At 55.6% G+C, this 20,726-nt stretch carries 19 protein-coding genes; all 19 read right to left on the bottom strand.

The genetic code is table 11. The features are described 5' to 3' along the window. Positions 1-129 precede the first annotated feature (129 nt). Positions 130-1,230 (bottom strand): toxic anion resistance protein, encoded by a 1,101-nt coding sequence (locus tag EH198_RS14345; RefSeq protein WP_124696208.1) that lies wholly within the window; start codon positions 1,228-1,230, stop codon positions 130-132. Between the two features lie 11 nt (positions 1,231-1,241). Continuing rightward, on the bottom strand, positions 1,242-1,991 hold the full coding sequence (locus tag EH198_RS14340; RefSeq protein WP_124696253.1) for a hypothetical protein: 750 nt from the start codon (positions 1,989-1,991) through the stop codon (positions 1,242-1,244). 82 nt (positions 1,992-2,073) lie between these two features. Then, positions 2,074-3,129 (bottom strand): ATP-grasp domain-containing protein, encoded by a 1,056-nt coding sequence (locus EH198_RS14335; RefSeq protein WP_124696207.1) that lies wholly within the window; start codon positions 3,127-3,129, stop codon positions 2,074-2,076. Further along, entirely contained in the window at positions 3,126-3,956 is an 831-nt protein-coding gene (locus EH198_RS14330; RefSeq protein WP_124696206.1) for an HAD family hydrolase, read from the bottom strand. The genes EH198_RS14335 and EH198_RS14330 overlap by 4 nt, the downstream gene beginning before the upstream one ends. Beyond that, complete coding sequence (locus EH198_RS14325) at positions 3,953-5,104, bottom strand: cysteine protease StiP family protein (RefSeq protein WP_124696205.1); 1,152 nt, start codon at positions 5,102-5,104, stop codon at positions 3,953-3,955. The genes EH198_RS14330 and EH198_RS14325 overlap by 4 nt, the downstream gene beginning before the upstream one ends. After that, on the bottom strand, positions 5,101-6,543 hold the full coding sequence (locus EH198_RS24900; protein WP_379309727.1) for a phosphoribosyltransferase family protein: 1,443 nt from the start codon (positions 6,541-6,543) through the stop codon (positions 5,101-5,103). Before EH198_RS24900 ends, EH198_RS14325 begins: the two co-directional genes overlap by 4 nt. 76 nt (positions 6,544-6,619) lie before the next feature. Next, positions 6,620-7,828, bottom strand: coding sequence for an HpcH/HpaI aldolase/citrate lyase family protein (locus EH198_RS14315; protein WP_246014307.1), 1,209 nt, complete (start codon positions 7,826-7,828; stop codon positions 6,620-6,622). 83 nt (positions 7,829-7,911) lie between these two features. Continuing rightward, complete coding sequence (locus tag EH198_RS14310; protein ID WP_124696204.1) at positions 7,912-8,658, bottom strand: TerC family protein; 747 nt, start codon at positions 8,656-8,658, stop codon at positions 7,912-7,914. Between the two features lie 425 nt (positions 8,659-9,083). Next, positions 9,084-9,665 carry a TerD family protein gene (locus tag EH198_RS14305; protein ID WP_124696203.1) on the bottom strand — a complete coding sequence of 194 codons (582 nt, stop codon included), beginning with the start codon at positions 9,663-9,665 and terminating at the stop codon, positions 9,084-9,086. Between the two features lie 64 nt (positions 9,666-9,729). Beyond that, positions 9,730-10,305, bottom strand: a complete 576-nt coding sequence (locus EH198_RS14300) for a TerD family protein (protein WP_124696202.1) — start codon at positions 10,303-10,305, stop codon at positions 9,730-9,732. A 59-nt stretch (positions 10,306-10,364) separates the two neighbouring features. Continuing rightward, positions 10,365-10,958 carry a TerD family protein gene (locus EH198_RS14295; RefSeq protein ID WP_124696201.1) on the bottom strand — a complete coding sequence of 198 codons (594 nt, stop codon included), beginning with the start codon at positions 10,956-10,958 and terminating at the stop codon, positions 10,365-10,367. A 223-nt stretch (positions 10,959-11,181) separates the two neighbouring features. Next, positions 11,182-11,904 carry an amino acid ABC transporter ATP-binding protein gene (locus EH198_RS14290; RefSeq protein WP_124696251.1) on the bottom strand — a complete coding sequence of 241 codons (723 nt, stop codon included), beginning with the start codon at positions 11,902-11,904 and terminating at the stop codon, positions 11,182-11,184. Positions 11,905-11,917: 13 nt separating this feature from the next. After that, positions 11,918-12,565 carry an amino acid ABC transporter permease gene (locus EH198_RS14285; RefSeq protein ID WP_124696200.1) on the bottom strand — a complete coding sequence of 216 codons (648 nt, stop codon included), beginning with the start codon at positions 12,563-12,565 and terminating at the stop codon, positions 11,918-11,920. A 129-nt stretch (positions 12,566-12,694) separates the two neighbouring features. Next, positions 12,695-13,507 (bottom strand): basic amino acid ABC transporter substrate-binding protein, encoded by an 813-nt coding sequence (locus tag EH198_RS14280; protein WP_124696199.1) that lies wholly within the window; start codon positions 13,505-13,507, stop codon positions 12,695-12,697. Positions 13,508-13,761: 254 nt separating this feature from the next. Next, positions 13,762-14,637: an N-carbamoylputrescine amidase gene (gene aguB / locus EH198_RS14275; RefSeq protein WP_124696198.1), complete on the bottom strand. Its 876-nt coding sequence runs from the start codon at positions 14,635-14,637 to the stop codon at positions 13,762-13,764. Between the two features lie 21 nt (positions 14,638-14,658). Then, entirely contained in the window at positions 14,659-15,687 is a 1,029-nt protein-coding gene (locus tag EH198_RS14270) for an agmatine deiminase family protein (RefSeq protein WP_124696197.1), read from the bottom strand. A gap of 211 nt (positions 15,688-15,898) precedes the next feature. Continuing rightward, on the bottom strand, positions 15,899-16,444 hold the full coding sequence (gene yfcE / locus EH198_RS14265) for a phosphodiesterase (protein WP_124696196.1): 546 nt from the start codon (positions 16,442-16,444) through the stop codon (positions 15,899-15,901). A gap of 235 nt (positions 16,445-16,679) precedes the next feature. After that, positions 16,680-18,164: a glutamate synthase subunit beta gene (locus EH198_RS14260; protein WP_124696195.1), complete on the bottom strand. Its 1,485-nt coding sequence runs from the start codon at positions 18,162-18,164 to the stop codon at positions 16,680-16,682. 494 nt (positions 18,165-18,658) lie between these two features. Continuing rightward, the gene (gene pulA / locus EH198_RS14255) at positions 18,659-20,614 is read right to left on the bottom strand and encodes a type I pullulanase (protein ID WP_124696194.1); all 1,956 of its coding nucleotides are present in this window, start codon (positions 20,612-20,614) and stop codon (positions 18,659-18,661) included. Positions 20,615-20,726: the final 112 nt, after the last annotated feature.

Here is a 20,726-nt window from a genome sequence, read left to right as displayed (position 1 = left end):
CCCCTTCCCACATTGCCGCGCCTTGTCGCAATGTATGTGCGGGGGAGGGGGATTATGAGTACAGCACAGCAAAAAGACCTGCCGGATAAACGGACAGGTCACGCGTCTGCATATATAGAACAATTAGTCCTAATTCAAAAAGCTGCTCAGCTCATTATCCGCCGCGCCCTGTTTCAGCGCCTGGGGACGGCCCGCCTCATTCTGGCCCAAGCGGTTGCCAAGCTGCGTATTGATCGCTGTCATTTTGTTCGTATAATCCTGGCAGCTCTCGATGATCCGGCGGTTGGACTGCTCCGACGTATCGAGGGCGGACATCAGATCGCCGATTGCCTGATTGACGGCCTCCATGGACATGGACGGCTTGGCCAGCAGCTCGCTCGTCTTCTCCGTCGTTGTGCGCAGCAGCCGCGCATTTTCCTTGAACTGGTCTTCAATCGTCTTGTTCGTCGCCTCCACGGCGGAGATGACATTTTCCTGATCAGCCAGAGACATCGCAATCATCGCGGACACGGTAATCAGGTTGGACGTTTTGTCGATCGCGTTGTTCACGGAGTCGATCAGCTTGTCGTTGTTGTCGTTGATGATATCCGTCGCGGCAATCGCTTGATTGTACAGCATAATCATCTCGGTCATCGACTGGATGCGGGTAACCACCTTGCGAAGGCCGCGTTCCAGATAGGTCTTGCGGTACTCGTTCTCCGGCTTGGCGATTTCCGATTCGAACAGCTCTTTCAGCCTGTTCCCGAAGGCGATTTTGGTCTGCAGGTTATAGATCTCCTCCATGGAGGTGCGCTTGAGCTGGCGCATGTTGACAATGCTCTCTTCCAGCGTGTCTCTGCCGTCCCGAAGGCCCGTAATGATTCCATCGATATTCGTGCGGACGGACTGGTATTTGTAGACATAGTTTTTGAGCGGGCTCTTGCGCAGCATTTTGCCGAAAAAGCTTACATTTTTACTCTGCTGAAGCTCTTCGCATTCGCCCCGCAGCTTCAAAATCATGTTCGACACTTCGCTGCGCTTGCCGCTCATCAGTTCGTTCACCGGGCGGTCCAGCAGCTTCAGCGTCTGGCCCGCCTTCTCCTGCGTCTTCACCCCAAGCTTGCCGATATCGTCCATTAGGGTGTCCAGCGCTACGGTATCGGTCTTGGCAACCTTCTCGATCAGCTGTGAGGCTTCCTGAACAACCTTGTCTTCATCTTCTTTTTTCAGTGGAATAATCGGCGTAGACATGGTCTTCCCTCCTATAATTCGGCGCTGTTGTAGCGTTGATGAATCAGCTCCGCTTTACTTTGCAATTCCAGCAGGTCCTTGTGCTCAATCGTAGAGGCAATCTCGGTAATTTTGGAATCGATATCCTTCAGACCGTTCAGCAGCGTCCGCCGGTTTCGGGTCTTCGCCTCGCCGCTGAGCCGCAGGAACGGGTTGATTACGCCGTTCAGGTCCTTCAAAATAAGGCGCCGGACGGTATGGTTGATCTCGCCGTTGCCCAGCTCCTGCAGCAGCGGAATGACGCGCTGAAGCCGGGCGAACAGCGCCAGCGACTTCTCCACGATTTCGTTATCGAGCGTATTCTTCTGCCCTTCGGAGATAATCATATCCTCCAGGATGCTCAGGTACTCGACCACTGGAGCGAACTCCGGCTGAATCGAAGCTGCCGGTTCTCCCCTGCCGCCGTCCGTTTCGCCGGCCGGGGCCCCGGACCGGTAAGCCGGTGCGCCGGACATGCCGGCCTGAGCCGCCTGCGCGTCGGCCGGAGTGCCGGCTGCGGAAGCCGCCGTCCGGAGCGGATGCGCTGACGGGGACGGTTCGGCTCCCCCTGGGAGCGCCTCGCCGGGCAGGTTGCTTCTCCGGCTGCTTCCGCCGAACAGCCCGAACGCTGCCCCGGCGAACGGGAGCAGCAGGGACAGCATTTCCGGCAGCACGGTGCTGGTCACCACCGCCGCGGCGTAACCGATGCCCGCGTATACCAATACTTTCGCTTTATGTTGGATAGCACTCACCTCTTGCACAGCATATTCCTATAAATGACAGCCTGTCTCTTGGAAGAAAAGTAACACTTTCCATCCGCTTTTGTCAATTAACGACATCCGGTGCGGCGGAATTCTCTTTTTCCGTCACGATGACCGGCTGTTCGATATGCGCGGCCAGAATGTCGCGCTGAAGCTCCATCCGCGGCACCTCGCCGCCGAGCGCGCTTTTGACAGCCAGATAAGGAAAGTTGATGCCGGACAGACAGGTGATATGCAGCCCTCCCGACATCCGGGGATTAATCTCCAGAAGCTTCGGCGTCTCCCCGTTGTATTTCATCTGGATATTAAAATTGTAAGGGAGTCTGTACGTTTCCGCCACCTTGGCCGCGAGCTCCATAAATCCGGCATGGCGCTCAAGCAGCCGCAGGCGTCCGCCCGCCTTGCGGCGCGGGACGGCGGCGAGCAGCCTTCCTTCCCCGCCGGCCAGGCAGTCGATGCTGTACTCATAGCCTTCCAGCAGCTCCATGACCATCAGATCCGGGAAGGACCGGGCCTCCGCCAGAATGCGCCGCGCTTCCTCAAATGAAATGAGCGGCGTTACGTAGCCCAGCAGCTCCTGCAGTGGACTGCGGTTGTTGTCAATGATGCGGAAGCCGAGCCCGCCTTCGGAATCGGTCGGCTTGAAGCAGACGCGATGCCCTTTTGCCGCAAGGTCCCGGTAAGCCGCCTCGAAGCCTTCCGCGCTGCGGACGACATGATAGTCGGGAATGGCCATAATGCCTTTGGCTTTGACATTTTCATAAAATTTGTCCTTAATCATTACGCTTTCCAGCAGCTCCGCATCCCGGCACACCAGCACTTTCGTCCCGATTTCGTCGAACAGATGAGCATGACGTGAAATATCGAGCATGTGAAGCCGGGGAATAAAGATATCGATGGCATGGCGGCGGCAGAAATCAACGCAAAACTCTACATACGGCAAGCCCGTAAGCGCAGGCTCCTTCTCCGCCACGTCAGCCCCTTGCAGTGACATATGGTTGATGTCGGGATGAGTCGCGAAAATCCGGAAAGGCATACCGTCCTCGTTGCCGCGGATCAGGTTCATATAGTGGTAGGCAACCGAAAACCAGCGGTTGAAATAAACATTTACACTCTTCACTGCGCCTCCACTCCCGTTGCCGATAATCGGTTATATATTTCCCTTACATACCGCAAAATCTCATCGGCGGCGAACACGCCGGATGAATTCGTGAACCGGTACGGCATCTCGGGTCCGTTCTCCCGCTGCGCGTAGATTTCTCCGTGCGGCGGAACGATGGCATAGTCGGCGCTGTCCAGCAGGCACCGGTCCAGCAGCGAATCGCCCGACGCCGCCATCGGCTCACTTCGGACGGTTCGGCGGACATGGGCGATAGCGTCGCTCTTGTTGACGGCGGCCGGAACGGCATACAGCTTGCGGCCCTGCAGGGAAACCCTCCAGCCGAGTCCGTACAGCTTCTCCGACAGACCCAACGCCACCTCAATCGGTATCAAATCGCGATGTACGACATAAGTGTAGAACAGCCCGTCGCACCAGCGCTCGCTGATGATCCACTCTTCCCGAAGCGCTGCCAGCACAAGCGATTTTACATCGCCTTCGGGAGCGGATTCCGCCATGACCTTTTCACCAATTCTCTTTCTCCATTCCTCATCGACGGCTCCGTTCACCAGTATATTGCCGCCGTTGCTGGTGACGGCGTAGTCCGGAATCACGGTCTCCCGGAACAAATTAATTCTCCGGTACTGAGCCACGGTCCGTGTCGTTACGGGCATAAAGACGATGTCCGGCGACAGCGCCGCAAGCTCCTGAAGAGCCGTCCTTGAAATGTAGGACACGACCCGGCCGTCCCGGATTTCCGCCGGAACCAGCCCGGGCGTATCTTCCGGAACGCCAAGCGCCGCAGGCGAGTAGATTAGCGTGCGGTCCAGATCGCTTGCGTATATCATTCGCTTTCCCCCTTCAGCAGCTTGATGATGCCGCAGCAGGAATAGGACAGATCCGGGAAGATCTCCACCGGAATGCCGCGGTCCTCCGCGAGCAGCATTATGTGACTCAGGTTAGGATTATCGACCCTGTCCACGAGAATTTTCCACGGCATTCGGCGCAGCAGCACCCGGGTCGTCTCGCCTACTCCCGGCTTGACCAGATTAATGTCGGCTATGCCGTATGTTTCCTGGATGCTGCGGATATCCCGCAGCCCCTGCCAGGTCACAGGCGGCGGTGAGACCAGCATCTCCGCAGCCGTCCTGCTGCCTGCTTCCGCGGCAGACGCGAAGCAGGAGCTGACCGTATCGACGAATAGATTGGATACATCTTCGTCCAGCCATTCCCTGTAAAATTTGGCGCCGTGAAAGTCTTCCGGGCCGATCAGATCATCCCGAAGCACGGTCCGGCTCATCAGCCCGGAGACGGTGGAATTCAGGCAGGCGCTCGGGATCAGATAATCCTCCCTTGTGCCGAATGTCGCCGTGCAGCGGCCGGGATCGGCCAGTACAGCTAGATCATCGTCCAGCCGGACGCCATACTTCACGCCGAAGCTCTCACAGGCTTCGATCAGCACCTGCCGGATCGCGCCTTTCCCCGTCCAGCCGTCAATGAACTGGAGCTTTGCGTCCGCTCCGTGGCGCTGGAGTATATACAGCACCGCATTTTCATCAATCCCTTTGCCCCGGATGATGGATATGCTGTAATGCGGAAGATCCGCTCTATACATCTCTTTGATGTATCGCTTGATCAGCACGCCGACCGGCGTACCCGCGCGGGCGAGCGAGATTAGCACCGCCTCGCGGCCTTTGCGCGACCAGATCAGCTCGGACACGGCGGCGACAGCTTGTGCGACTTTGCCCGCCGACCGGCGGAGCGTATCGTGGAACAGATCGATATACCGGTCTGTCGGACGGTACTCGACCGGAAGCATCTCCGAATAGTGGACGCCGGATTGAATAGCGGTTTCCCGCTCCTTCGTCCCCCGTTCAAGCGCAGCGCCACCGAGGTCCTTCAGCAGGAAAGTGACGTCCTCCGGCGCATAACTGCCCAGGGGGACGGGCGGAGCTATTTTTTTGTCCATCCATCGCTGCATCCCGAGCTCCTTCATTCCTCCGCCTCCCTCTCTCTTTCGCCGGACAGCACAATCAAATGAACCCTGCGCCCGGCGAGCCTGTTCAGTACGTCCAGCATCGGCTGTATGCGCGAGGCGGGCACCTCCCGTTCCAGCAGCACGAAAATGTCGTCGTACTGCCCGGGAGCGACATTGTAAATATAATTCGTAATGCCTGGATCGCCCGCGGAAGGATAGGCCTCTGCGCTGAGCACGCCGTAATCCGGGGCGGAACCCGGATGAATCGGGCTGCGGGTCGTCGACTGGTAGAAGACATCTTCGCCCATTTCGGCGGCCACCCGCATCGGCAGATACATAAATTCTCCCACGCCCAGAACCAGTGACGCGCCTCCTCCCCGCATCGTCCGCAGCTTCCGCGCAATATTCGCGGCGGCTCGGTCAAGCTCCGTATTGTCTTGCGGCCGGATGCCGAACCGGCCGGAGCCGCGGATGTACGGCGCGGCATTGATTTCACGCAGCGAATCAATCGAACAGACAGGGAGCCGCTTCATCCCGTCTACTATATAAGACGCAACAACCGGTGCCCGCGTTGTGCTGGCGGAGGAAGTCGGGGCATCCGCTGCTTCAAACAGCGGCGCGCCGCTTACTTCGATGCTTCCCTGAAGCAGACACAAGGATGTGATTCTGATGTCCAGTTCCTTCTCCAGCTCCCCGTAAGTCTGAAGATTCCGACCGGTTCTCCAGTCAAGTATTGAAGCAACCACGTATTCCTTCCTTGGAAACTTGGACTGGATATCGCGGATAATATTGATGACGGTATTGCCGGTCGTAATTTCATCATCGACGAGAATGACCGGCTCGCCGCCGGACAATAAAGACGGTTCCAGCGCGTAACAGAGATGGTCGACGGCATGTGAATGCTCCTCCTCGAAGCTGATGACCGACTGCAAATCCGGGATATCCTCGCGCGTCGTATGAATATAAGCGGCCCCGCCGTCAAACAGCCGGTACATGCTGTGGCCAAGCGCCGTAGCCGTCTCGGCAAAGCCGATAAACAGCGCGGGCCTCGGCAGCACCAGCTTGGCGGCGACAAGATCGCGGTAAGCCTCTTCCGCATAGGCCGGATGCATCAGTCCACGCACCGCCCGGTCAAGCAGCAGCTCGGCCTGCTCCGCCGCCGTGCTGCCCGCTTCTTCACTGCGGGCCGCAGCCTCATCGGACTCCGCGCCTGCCGCTCGGCCCTTGGCGCAAGTCTCTTGCGGCCTTGCACCGGCCACCGCCTCCTCCGTTATCGCCTCAGCCGTTCCGGCCGTGCAGCAATCGCCTTCCGGCGAAGCCCGCAGCTGCTCGCGGTACAACAGCAGTCCAAGCGCTGCGCCGGTCAGCAGCGGCGTATAAGGGTTCACGGGAATGTGCTTGCCCAGCACCTTGCTGACAAACAGAAACGAACGCTTTTTGTTGATTCGGGCGGCCATGGAGAAGAGCGTAGAAACAGGGAGGCGGAACGGGTTGGCGGTTTCGGTTACCTTGACAGACAATTGATCGACGATATTAAACGTGTGCATATTCGTGTTCGGGCAGTAGTCCGACAAAATGCTGTTCTTCATGCAACACCCCGTATATTTGAGATCGTATCAGTACCCGCTTCGCCCAGTTCAGATGCGGCTTGATTTCATTCATTTTGTTGGTGTACTCGCTCTTGAATACGCCCCGAAGCCCGTCACTGCTCTCCACGATGCCCATTGCATCCACATATTCTTCATGCATCACCGTGTACAGTGCCTGCACGGGCCTCAGGTGGGAGGGATGGATCACCGTTTTGCCGACGATGCCGTTTTCCTTGTCGAGGAGCACCTCCCGGATCAGTCCGTCCAGCGCCTTGGAGATATAGCGGTTGCGCATTTTGCGGCCGTTCCGGCCGAATGCCTCCTCGAAGGGAGATTGTCTCAGCTGAGGGCGCAGCACCCGGTGTCCCTTGTTCGCAAAATATTCCCAGACAGGCCCGGAAATCACGTAGCCGTCCTCCATCCGTCCAAACACATTGATAATATCGGCGATGCAATCGCGGATCGGCGCAAGCTCGTAAATGCTGATGTCGGAGCTGCGGCGAAGACCGAATGCGCTGGAAAAATCGGTTGCGCCGATTCTGACATTCAGCACGTAATCCCGGTAGCCGGAGAGCAGTTGCCGGATCGACAGAAGGTTGTCCAGCCGGCTTTCCCGGTAAATGATCGAAGCGCTCTCCAAAATAGGCATACCGTACAGCGGAGGAGCGCCGACTCTGCGCGACCGGTTGTAATCGGCAAGCGCCTCGAAGTAGTCGCCGCCGTTCTCCGCCGTAAACTTTGGAAAAACAAAGCCGGTCACCAACAGGATCAGGGAGTCCAGCCGGAAAATCAGCCGGCGCAGCTGGAGAGGACTCCGCACCCGGATGAACAGCAGCGGAATGCCGCACCGCTCTTCTTCCGGCTTCTCCGCGAGCTCGGCCAACACGGAAAGATGCCGGACGACCATCTCTTCGGCCTGCTCCACCTCTCCGTCCCCGATCGCATCCTCCAAATCCATAATGACGGTGACCAGACCGCCCTTTCTCAATTTCCATATATCCTCGGCCGCATTCGGGCGGGTAGCCGGCATGTACAGAGCGGCGCCAACGGCATAGGCCAGCAGGGCTTTATCGGTAGTGTGATCAAAACAAACGGGCGGTGAGTAGAAAAGCATTTTTTCCTGATCCGGTGTCAAATGTTCAAAATATCTCAAAGCCCAGCCCTCCCGATCCTAAAATGGTTGCCCCTTAAACCGGCTTTGCCGTCCTGTCGGGGACGGCTGCCGTGTTGCTCCGTTTAATGATGCAATTCGTTCTTCGCTTCTCTTCTTCTGCGGCCAATGCTGTACAGAATCGTACCGGTAAAGACCGAGATGATAACAGCAAAGAAGACGATATGGGACATTTCGTATCCGAAAGCGCCGGCCATCATTTTACCGGCAATAATGGCAATCAGCAGAAAAGCCGTCTGTTCCAGTTCAGGGAACTTCTCGATCAGCTTCAGGAAAATCTGCGCGACGCCGCGCATCATCAGCACGCCGAGAATACCGCCCATGAACAGCACCCATACTTCGCTGCTCACGCCAAAGGCGGCGATAACGCTGTCGATACTAAAGGCGATATCCATCAGTTCCACAAGCAGCACCGTTTTCCAGAAGGAAGCCCCCTTGTTCTCGACGGTATCGTCACCGCCGCGCTTGAAGATTCCTTTATAGGCAATGTAGAAGAGATACAGCGCGCCGAGTACCTTGACCAGAGTGAACCCGATCAGATACGTTCCGAGGCCGATAGCCACAAAACGGAACACATACGCGCCTAAAATTCCGTAAAAGAGCGCCTTTTTCTGCTGTTCCTTCGGTAAATGCTTAACCATTACCGCAAGCACAAGCGCGTTGTCCGCCGAGAGCAGACCTTCAAGGAGTACCAGACTTGCGATAATCCCCCAGCTTACGGGGTCGGAAAGCGTTGCGATTACATCATGCCACGAGAAAAAATGGCTGTAATTATCACTTATGCTCCTAAAAAAATTTGACAGCCAATCCATTGTCACTTGCCTCCGGTATATTCATATTATTTTCTGCCTGCGACCCGGGCGCAGTCCCCAGCGGTAAGCTTCGTCCATTTCAAGATGTCCGCCGAAATATTGCACCTTCCGCGATGGCGCTAAACTTCCATTCCGCGCCCAATCTATTATAATTCTCCTGCCACTATGGCCGTTTTCCACAGAGAAATAATATTCAAGATCACTGCGATGAATTTCGGCGCCCGCCCGCCGGTTGCCCACCGATTTCCACAGGAAGCGCTCTGAGCTTCCGGATTCCCTCCAGTCAGATTTGTCTTCTGTCCTTAGAGCACCGATACACCCATTGTCTGCACCGCCTGTGTTTCACGGGGTTATTTATCAGCATTTCTCCAAATGTTCCCAATACTTTCGAAAAAGGCGGGATCATCACCGACCCCGCCCGAATGCTAGCTCGCGTCCAGTCCGTAGTTTTTGCACAGGGCGCTTAGTCCGCCGCTGAAGCCGCTGCCGACCGCCTGGAACTTCCAGTCTGCGCCATGGCGGTAGAACTCACAGAATACGACGGCCGTTTCCATCGAGAAATCTTCACCAAGATCATAGCGCAGCACTTCTCTGTTGTTTGATGCATCGACGACGCGCACGAACGCATTGGAGACTTGTCCGAAATTCTGCCCGCGGACTTCGCAATCGTAAATCGTGACGCTAATGCCGATTCGGTGAATCTGCGAGGGAACCTTGCCGAAATCGATCAGAATCTGCTCGTCATCCCCGTCGCCTTCTCCCGTGCGGTTGTCGCCTGAATGGGTTACCGAGCCTGCGCCGCCGGTCTGATTGTTATAAAATACGAAGTCGTCTGCGCCCTTGGCCTTGCCATCCTCATAGAGCAGGAACGCTGAGGCGTCCAGGTCGAAATCATTCCCGCCGCTGTATTTATTCGTGTCCCAGCCGAGGCCCACCACTACTTGGGTCAGGCCCGGATTGGTCTTGGTAAGATCGATCCGTTGACCTTTGGAAAGGCTTATCGTCACAATCAAAACCTTCTTTCACCTATAGTTTCATAGATTCGGCAGTTCTCGCCGGCAGTTCCATCTATTATTGCAGCCCGTAATCCCGGGTCAGACCGGCCAATCCGTCTTTGTACCCGCTGCCGATGGCATTGAACTTCCACTCGCCCGCGTGGCGGTAAAGCTCGCCTACCACAACACCCGTCTCAATCGAGAAGTCTTCACCAAGATCAAACCGGATCAGTTCCTCTTTGTTCACTTCGTTCAGAATCCGTACATACGAACGGGAGACCTGTCCAAAGTTCTGGTTTCTCTGCTCTGCCTCATAGATGGTAATCGAAAAGGCGATCTTCTCCACATCGGCAGGAACGCCCGCAAGGTCGATTTGGATCTGCTCGTCGTCGCCGTCTCCTTCGCCGGTACGGTTGTCGCCGGTATGCACGACGGAGCCATTCTCATTCTGTCTGTTATTGAAAAAGATAAAATTGCTCTCTTTGGTTACTCTTCCGTTCGCGTCCGCCAGAAAAACGGAGCAGTCCAGGTCAAAATCCTTGCCGCCGTCGTATTTATTCGTGTCCCAGCCCAAACCTACCGTAATTTTGGAGAGACCCGGGTTCGACTTCGTCAAATCGATCTTCTGACCTTTGGATAAATTGATTGCCATTTTTGCATAACCTCTCTTCATTAATGGTATGGGTAAGTCAAAATGCACGAAAACTGCCGTTATACATACCGTTCGGCCAACTGATTGATATGCGCCGCATGGCTGCCTTCGCCGATCGCCGCGAACTTCCAATCCGATCCGTGGCGGTACAGTTCGCCGCAGATCAGGGCAGTGAAGCCGGAGTAGTTGTCCGACAGGTTATATCTGACCAGCTCGGTGCCGCCCGAGGCATTCATCACGCGGATATACGCCGATCTGATCATGCCGAAATCCTGCTTGCGGTTCACGGCGTCGTAAATGTTGACGACAACCAGAACCCGGTGCACATCGGAAGGGACTGCGCTAAGGTTCACTCTGATTTGCTCGTCGTCTCCGTCTCCCTCGCCTGTCAGATTGTCTCCGGAATGAACGACCGAATTGCAGGCGCTCTGCTTGTTATGGAAGCAGACCAGATTGGTCTTCTTCGTGAGCTTTCCGTCCGCGTTCAGCAGCAGGGCCGAGGCGTCGCAGTCGACATTGGCCTGCTTCTTGAACCCGAACAGCCCTTTGGATTCGGCGGGGTCCCAGCCCAGACCGACGATCACATTCGTCAGGCCGGCATTGCCTTTAGTCAAATCGATTTTTTGGCCTTTTACCAAATTAATTCCTGCCAAGCGTTAACCCTCCATTTCGAAAAATCGCTAGGTTGCGCCGGGCATTCCCGGCAAAATAAATATACAAGGTCATACGCGGAGAAACCGAATATGTTTCAATTCCTGACCGCGTACTTCCAATTTTACTTGATTAATAGACAAGATTCTACTTCGCTCCCGGCGGCATCCATGAATCTGATAAACTCTTATATTTCAAAAAAAAAACGGCGGGAATCCCCGCCGCTTACAACACCTTCGATAAAAATTCCCGGGTCCGCATGTGCTGCGGACTTCCAAACAGCTCCTCCGGCGGCCCTTCTTCCACAATGGCGCCCTGTTCCATAAACAGCACCCGGTCGCCCACCTCGCGAGCGAAGCCCATTTCATGCGTGACGACGACCATCGTCATCCCTTCCCGGGCCAGATCCTTCATAACGGCAAGCACCTCGCCGACCATCTCCGGATCAAGCGCCGACGTAGGCTCGTCGAACAGCATGATTTTCGGCTCCATGGCGAGCGCTCTGGCGATCGCCACCCGCTGGGCTTGTCCGCCGGACAGGGAGGCGGGATACGCCTCTGCCTTTTCGGCAAGTCCGACCTTGTTCAGCAGCTCCAGCGCCTTCTGCCGAGCCCGCTCCACCGGCCACTTGCGTACCTGAACCGGCGCCAGCATAATATTCTCAATGACTTTCTTGTGCGGGAACAGGTTGAACTGCTGGAACACCATACCAACCTCGGTCCGCACCTCGTTAATCCGCGTTTTTGTGTCCATCAGATTGACGCCTTCAATGACGATGTCGCCCCCCTGAGGCTGCTCCAGCAGGTTCAGGCAGCGCAGAAAGGTTGATTTGCCGGAACCCGAAGGCCCGATTACAACGACAACCTCACGGCTGTTGATATCAACGCTGATATCGCTGAGCACGGTGTTGCTCCCAAATGCCTTGCTCAGATGTCTGACGGAAATGATCGGTTCCATTTGGTTATATCCTCCGTTCGATATAGGACAGCAGCTTGCTGAGCGAATAGGTGAGAACAAAGTAAATGACCGCCGCCGTCAAATAAGGTTCCCATATCCGCATGTACTGGCCTTTCATTGTGTTACTCCAATACATGATTTCGGGGGCGGCGACGAGCGCCAGAAGCGAGGAGTCCTTCACCAGCACAATGAACTCGTTGCCAAATGCTGGTACCATCCGCTTAACAGCCTGCGGCAGCACCACGAACCGCATCGACTGCCTTCCGGTCATGCCGAGCGACAGCGCCGCCTCACGCTGCCCGGGATCAACCGATTGAATGCCCGCCCGGAAAATTTCCGCCGTATAAGCCGCCGAGTTGAGCGACAGCGCAACGACACCGGAGATCAGCGCATTGGTGCTTCCAAAAAAGGCGGGAACCAGCCCGAAATGCACAATCAGGATCTGGACATACAGCGGCGTGCCCCGGAAGAAATTGATATAGGCCAGGAAAGGCCAGCGCCAGAGCGGACTTTTCAGCATTCTGCCGAAGCCGATGCCCAGTCCAAAAATGGAACCAAGGATGATCGAGGCGATCGAAAAGCCGACCGTATATAAGGTTCCCCTCAAGAATAAGGGCAAATATCCTCCAATGATGTCGAAATTGAAATCCATCTTTCTCTTCCCTTCTCTTCTTTTCGCGGGTAGGCGGGATGCCGCCGTTCCCCATAAATTATCTCTCTATGAAAAAAACAAAGCACGCGCAATAGTATACATTACGCATGCTTGCTTTGCTTGCCTTGCTTACTGTGCGTTCTTCAGGTTCGTCAGGTCGGGAGCTTCACCGAACCATTTTTTGTAGATTTCCTCGTACTTGCCGTTGTCAACTACCTTTTGGATCGCAGGGTCCAGCTTCGCTTTCAGCTCACTGCCCTTCGGATACAGAATGCCGTAATACTCGGAGCCGAAATTCGGCGTATCCGTGATGCCGACCAGCTTCATATTCGGATTGTTCTTAATATACTCCCGAACGATCGCGATATCGGCCACCACTGCGTCCGCCCCGCCGTTGTCCAGCTCCATCATCGCTACCGCATTGCTGTCAAAGCGCTTCAGCTTCGTGTTGCCCACGCCCATAATCTTGCTCATCAGCTCATCGGCGGTAGTGGCAGTTTGCACAGCCACAGTCTTCTCCTTAAGATCCAGCGCGCTCTTGATGTCGCTGCCTTCTTTAACCATAATCATGTTGGTCGATTCAAAATAAGGAACGGAGAAATCATACGTCTGCTTGCGGTCGTCGGTAATGGATACCGCGGACAAGCCAGCCTGGTACTCCGTGCCCTGCTTGACGCTCTCAAGCATCGTATCCCAGCCGGTGTTGACCACTTCGTATTTCATTCCCGCTTCTTTCATGACCGCATCGATAAAATCAATATCGAAGCCTTTGATCGTATCCTTATCCATATATTCCATCGGCGCATATGTAGCGTCACTCGCGAACTTGACTACTGTTTCGCCATTGCTGCCGGAACTTGCGTTGTCCGATCCGCATCCGGCGATAATCACTACCAGCATCGCGACCAAAGCTGACATGACCCATTTATTTCTGCTTTTCATCTCTCAATCCCCCTGCGAAATTATCAATAACATAAAGAGATTTTAACAGATTAAAGCATAGATGACAATTATCTTTTCTTTCTTATGTTATGTTATATCACATAATTATCGGAAGTTTGTAACATCTACATTTTCAAGACCTATGGCTCTTGTATGGGAATTTTTTTCCAAATCCCGGCTATTGAAAAAAAGAGCACTGCCAAGATTCTATTCCTTGGGCCAGTGCTCGTGTTATGCAATATCTCAGGCGGCTGTTAAAAGGTCAGATCCCCGTCATAGGAAGCGATCAGTCGATACAGCTCCGGACGGCGGTCGCGGAAAATGCCCCATTCGATCCGCCCCGTCTCCAGTTCGTCCAGATCGAACTCGCCGACCAGCACGGTCTCTTCGCCCCGTCCAGCCTCGGCAACTTTGTTGCCCTGGGGACCGGCGATGAACGAGGAGCCGTAAAAGTTGATGCTCGACTCTTCGTCCTCTTCACGCCCGATCCGGTTGGACGCCACCACGGGAATCAGGTTTGCCGCGGCGTGGCCGAGCATGCACATCTGCCAGTGATCCTTCGAGTCGATGGCGCTGTCTTGGGGTTCGGAGCCGATTGCCGTCGGATAGAACAGTATCTCCGCACCCATGAGCGTCATGACGCGCGCCGCTTCCGGGTACCATTGATCCCAGCATACGCCCACCCCGATTTTGGCATAACGGGTGTTCCATACTTTGAATCCGGTGTCTCCAGGGTTGAAATAAAACTTCTCCTCATAGCCGGGGCCGTCCGGAATGTGGCTCTTGCGGTATTTGCCAAGGACGCTTCCGTCGGCGTCGATCACGGCCAGGGAATTGTAACGCGCATAGTTCTTCTTCTCGTAGAAACTGATCGGAAGCACAACTTTAAGCTCTTTTGCCACCTCTTTGAAATGGTTAACGGCTTTGTTCTGCTCCAGTTCGGTCGCATATTCATAGTAATCCGATTTTTCCTTCTGGCAGAAATACGGCGTCTCGAACAGCTCCTGCAGCAAAATAATCTGCGCTCCCTGCGCGGCCGCCTCCCGAACCAGCTTATCGGCTTTTGCGATATTTTCATCAATGCTGCCGGAGCAGCTCATCTGCGTCGCGGCTACTTTTACTTTTCTCAAGCTTATGTCCTCCTTGTTGCCTTATTGACTTGCCTTGGCCGGCATTTGCTGCGTCGTGCAGTGGACGTTCCCGCCTTCGCGGATGACCGCCATCCCGTCAACAGTGCGGATTCTCCGGTCCGGAAAAAGACGCGTCAGGGCCAGCTCGGCCAACGCATCCGTTTCAGGCGCGCCGAATACGGGCAGGATAATCCCGCCGTTGACAAAATAGAAATTGAGGTAGCTGAGCGTCAGCCGGCTGCCCTCATGATCGGCGCGCGGCGGCTGCTGGATTGTGACGATCTCCAGTTTCCGGCCCTTGGCGTCTGTTGCGCTCTCCAAAATACGCAGATTCTCTGCGGTAATCTCATAATTCTCGTCCTGCGGGTCCTCGCACACCTGAATGATAACCTTGCCGGGAGACGCGAAACAGGCAATATTGTCGACATGCCCGTCGGTCTCGTCGCCGCTGAGTCCGCGCTTCAGCCAAATGATCTTCTCTGCCCCGGTATACTGGCGAAGATACTCTTCAATATCTCCCCGGCCCAGGCCCGGATTGCGGTTCGGATTCAGTAGACATTCCTCGGTCGTAATCAGTGTGCCCTCTCCATCGGTATGAAAGGAGCCTCCTTCCATCACGATCGGCGCATCGAACCGTGTAACCTTCACTTTCTCGATGATTTGCGGAGCGACCTTATCGTCGAGATCCCAGGGTGAATATTTACCGCCCCAGGCGTTAAATTTCCAGTTAACCCCGGCAAGCTGCCCGTCGCCGTTCATGACAAAGGTCGGTCCGTTGTCCCGCAGCCAGGCGTCGCTGTGTTCGATCGGCAGAAACGTGATGCCCGGACCGAATACGAGGCGCATGACGGCCTCCTGCTCGTCCGGATCCACAACAACCGTCACCGGCTCGAATTCGGCGATTGCCCGGATAATATCCGCATATCCCCGGCATACGGATTCATGATCATCCGGAAAACACATGGACGCTTGAACCGGCCAGGAAATAAACGTGCGCTCATGCTTCGCCCATTCAGGCGGCATGCTATAGTTGAAATCTTTAGGATTCATCATTTTAGCCCGCTTTACATTAGTTTAAGGAACGCGCTTCTTCTGCATTCCTTACCCATAATACAATAATATCAACCCGGGCTCAATTCTTTCGGAGAGATGAAAATCCGGCATTTTCCGGCAACAGTCAAACGTTCAGGCCAGACAAGCCGGACGCATGCGCCCGGCTTGTCGTGCATACCCGCTGCGGCGGGCGTATTCTTATGAAGAATCAGGAAATCCGGATTGACTTCACACTCTCTCCCGTAAAGCTTTTGACGGTAAACTCTCCGCCCTCCAGCACGGCGTAGGAATTGGGGTTGTTTTCTTTCGGGAGCGAGATGGAGCCGGGATTCAGCACGTAAATGCCTTCTTTGATGTCAGCCACGGGGACATGAGTATGCCCCTGAATAAAAATATCCCCTTCGTTCAGCTCCGGCAGATTTTCGATGCTGAAGCCGTGTCCGTGCGTGACGTAGATGCGTCTGCCTTCATACCAAATTTGCGTATAATCGCCCATCATCGGAAAATCGAGCAGCATCTGGTCCACCTCGGCGTCGCAGTTGCCCCGCACGGCCGTGATATGCCGTTTGTACGCATTCAGCTCTTTCGCCACACCCTGCGGGTCATAGCCCTCCGGCAGCGGATTGCGCGGACCGTGATACATAAAGTCTCCGAGAATAACAAGGCCGTCCGGCTTCTCCTCGGCGTATTTCTCCAGCGCTCTCTTTAACCAATGCAGCGAACCGTGAATATCGGAAATAAACATCAGCTTCATCTTTTTCCCATCCCTTCCCGTTCTCGATATATATGATTGCCGCCAATACCGGCAGCGAAAAAAGCCTCACAAAGTGAGGCCTTCCTTCAAAGCTTGCGTCGTGAGGCCTTCCTTCAAAGCTTGCGTCAGGTACTTTGCGGGACCCGGGCAGATAATGGTCCAAAGAGGCGCCGGGAAGGGCGCCCCGCTCTACACTTATGTTCGCGTCATGCTCCGGCTTGCCGCTTCGCCGAACTTAAGGCAAATTCGAGGAGCCCATCAAATACCGGTCCACTTCGCGGGCGGCCTGGCGGCCTTCGCTAATGGCCCATACGACAAGGCTCTGTCCGCGGCGAATATCGCCGGCCGCAAAGACGCCTTCCACATTCGTCGAGTGAACTCCGTATTCCGCCTTGATGTTGGAACGCTCGTCGAGCTCCAGACCTAACTGGCTGGCCACCGTCTCCTCCGGTCCGGTAAAGCCCAGCGCGAGCAGCACGAGCTGCGCAGGGATAACCTCTTCGCTGCCCGGCACTTCTCTCGGCACCATGCGGCCTTCTTCATTCCGTACCCATTCGAGCCGTACCGTATGCAGTTCCTTCACATGTCCGTTCTCATCCCCGGCAAAACGCTTTGTCGAAACAAGGTAGCGCCGCGGATCTTCCTGATACACTGCCTTGGCTTCCACCTGGCCGTAATCCACTTTAAGCACCTTCGGAAATTCCGGCCACGGGTTGTTCGGCTGGCGGGTAAGCGGCGCTTGCGGCATGATCTCCAATTGTACCACGCTCTTGCAGCCATGGCGAAGGGAGGTTGCCACGCAGTCGGTTCCGGTATCGCCGCCGCCGATGACGACAACGTCTTTGCCGGCGGCAGACAGGTATTCTCCATCCGCAAGCTCCGAGTCCAGCAGGCTCTTCGTATTCAGCGTCAGGAATTCCATCGCCTGGTAAATTCCGGACAGCTCCCGTCCTTCAGCCTGAAGATCCCGGGCTTTGGTCGAACCGGCGCACAACACAACCGCATCGTGCTTCACTTTCAGTTCCTCGGCCGAAATATCCTTGCCGATTTCCGTGCCGGTCACGAAGGTGATTCCTTCGGCCTCAAGCAGATCAACCCGGCGCTGCACTTTCTTCTTGTCGAGCTTCATATTCGGGATGCCGTAGGTCAGCAGTCCGCCGATCCGGTCGGCCCGTTCATATACGGTAACCGTGTGGCCCGCTTTGTTAAGCTGCGCCGCGCATGCCAGTCCCGAAGGCCCGGAGCCGACGACGGCCACGCTCTTGCCGGTGCGGGTAAGCGGGGGCTCCGGCTTGATCCAGCCTTCTTCGAAGCCTTTATCCACGATCGCTTTCTCAATCGAACGGATCGTTACGGGCTGGCTGTTCATTCCCACCGTACAAGCGCCTTCACAAGGCGAAGGACATACCCGGCTTGTGAATTCGGGGAAGTTATTATTCTTCTGCAGCCGTTTCAGTGCTACTTCCCAGTTCCCTTTATATACCATATCGTTCCATTCCGGAATCAGATTATGCAGCGGACAGCCGGAAGCCATCCCCGACAGCAGCCGGCCCACATGGCAAAACGGCGTTCCGCAGTCCATGCAGCGCGCAGCCTGCTCGCGCAGCTTCTCCTCTTCCATAGGAACCGAAAATTCGTTCCAGTTCTTGATCCGCTCAAGCGCTTCGCATTCCGAAGGCGTTACACGCTGGTATTCCAAAAATCCCGTAGATTTGCCCATCCCTGTCATCCTCCGTGTCTTTGATTTCCGCCGGACTCGCCGGCGATTTATTCTAGATGCCGCTTACACAAGGACTTCAGTCCCTTCCGAGCGCCCATTCGTATGACGCTGTAAAGCAGCGAAGCGGCAGGCCGCGCCCGGACGCTTGCCCCGGCTGTATGGTTGTCCGCCACATTTAAAATTAGAAGTAATAAGTGACTACATAGTACCATCCGCTTTCCGTATCCGAACGTGAGCAATGTCACCTTTTGGGGAAATCGAGAAGATCATTTTGCCATTATCACAGAAATTTCAAATTTAAATCAATTTGACTCTATGTCAAGGCGGCAAATCAAGTTGGAGAGACAGGCAACGATTACCTGCGCCGCTCATTTTTCTTCAATCTCAAAAAAGCGTACAACCGGCTCGTTCACCGGCTGTACGCCAACTTTTGCGGGAATATATAATGTGAAGGCTCTTTCGAAACCCGCTTTCCGGGGCGCCTTGGTAAAACCTTACTTCACCGCCAGCACCGTCATTCCGATACCACGGACAATAAGCTGTTCTTTGTTCAGCAGAACGATCCCTTGCCCGCCCAGCAGCGGCTGCCATTCCCCCAGCTTCGGAAGCGTCAGCGGGATTTCTCCAATATTCGCTTTATAGAGCACGTAAATGTGGCTCGCCGAATCGCCTCCGGCATGATTCCGCAGCGTAAACGCCACCGTGCCGCCCGGAGCCCGCTCGAAGACGAGGCTGGCCCGGATCGCCTCCGCGCTCCGCAGCCGAAACGCCGGATGTTCTTTGCGCAGGGCAATCAATCTCTTCATATAGGCAACGTCATCCTGGCGCTCGGCGCATCGTTCCCAGTCAAGCCGGTTGATTTCCACCGGGCTGTTATAGCTGTTCTCCACACCGTTCTTCGTCCGCATAAACTCCTGGCCGGCATGCAGTAAAGGGATACCCTGGCTCGTCAGTACCATGGCGGAAGCGAGCCGGTGCATGCTGCGGCGTTCCTCATCCCCAGCCCCTTCCGTTGACAGCAGCAATTTGTCCCACAGCGTATGATTATCGTGGCATTCGACAAAATTGACGCACTGCTGCGGCTCCTGGGCGAACTGCCCGATGCCCGGCCCGTAGGAGATGCCGCCGGCGACTCCCGCCATGACTTCGTTCTCGTTAGTGCCCCCGCCGCTGATGAAGCCTTTGCGGTGATGCAGAAAGATGCTTCCCTTGACCGCATCACGAAAACCGTCGTTGAATTGCCCGATCCTCGGCAGCAGAGAACTGTTATGCTGGTTTGCCCGGCGTTCCGGGGCAAGCTCCGTATCCATAACCCAGCCTTCCCCGATCGTCAGGATCGAAGGATCAAGTTCATCAAGCCGCCGCCGAATCTCCGTCATCGTGCCGGTATCGATCAGGCCCATCAGATCGAAGCGGAAGCCGTCAATATGATACTCCTTGGCCCAGTACAGCACGGAGTCGGCAATAAAGCGGGACATCATTTGGCGCTCGGTGGCGCAGTCGTTGCCGCAGCCCGAGCCGTTCGACAGTGTCCCGTCCGCCTTGTAGCGCAGATAGTAGCCCGGAACAAGCTTCGTGAAGTGCGCGCGGTAACCGTCGTAGACGTGATTGTAGACAACGTCCATAATAACCCGCAGGCCGCGGTCATGCAGCGTCTGAACCAGACGCTTGAACTCCTTTATCCGGACTCCCGGAATGAAGGGATCGGTCGCGTAGGAACCTTCGGGAACATTATAGTTCTTCGGGTCGTAGCCCCAATTATAATGCGGCTCGCCCAGCTTCGTTTCGTCTACGCTTTCGGTGGCATAGTCGCTAACCGGCAGCAGCTGCACATGCGTGACGCCAAGGCTCACGATATGGTCCAGCCCGGTAAGAATCCCCGCCGGTCCCCGTGTACCGCTCTCGGCAAGGCCGGCAAAGCCGCCTTTCTGCCGGATGCCGCCTGCCGGATGAACCGACAAATCCCGCAGATGCAGCTCATAGATAACGGCGTCCACGGGATCGTCAAACGGCGGTTTGTCCTCGGTCCAGCGCAGCGGGTCCGTCTTGCGGAGATCGATGATGGCGCCGCGGTCGCCGTTGACGCCCACCGCCCTCGCATAAGGATCGATGGCTTCGTTCCACCGGTCTTCGATCCATACGCGGTACGTATAGAATTTGCCCTCCAGATCGCCTTTTACCGTCAGTATCCAAGTTCCCCCGATATCGCGGGTCATCGGCATTACGCCAGAGGCTTCCCCTTGCCAGGAATCATACAGCACCAATTGCGCCTCCTGGGAGGTAGGCGCCCATAGCCGGAAAGCGGAGCGTTCCGGCGTGTAGCTCATCCCCAAATCGTCTCCCTCGTAACTGAATAAATCGTCAAAGCCGTCGACAAAGACGGAGACACCGCCGGTGACCGCAGGATCGCCGTAATAAATCGGCTCATCCCTTTCCCCTTGTACCGACAAATCGATCAGGACTCCTTTATTACATTCTCACTGCCCGGGAATCTGCCATGGCCCCGCGCAGCGCAAACGATTGTTTTTTGAAGTTTTTCTAGTATTCCCCGGGATTATACAA

Origin of the sequence: Paenibacillus rhizophilus, from assembly GCF_003854965.1 — a bacterium.
Classification (GTDB): domain Bacteria; phylum Bacillota; class Bacilli; order Paenibacillales; family Paenibacillaceae; genus Paenibacillus_AQ; species Paenibacillus_AQ rhizophilus.
This window is presented reverse-complemented; position numbering and strand designations above follow the sequence as displayed.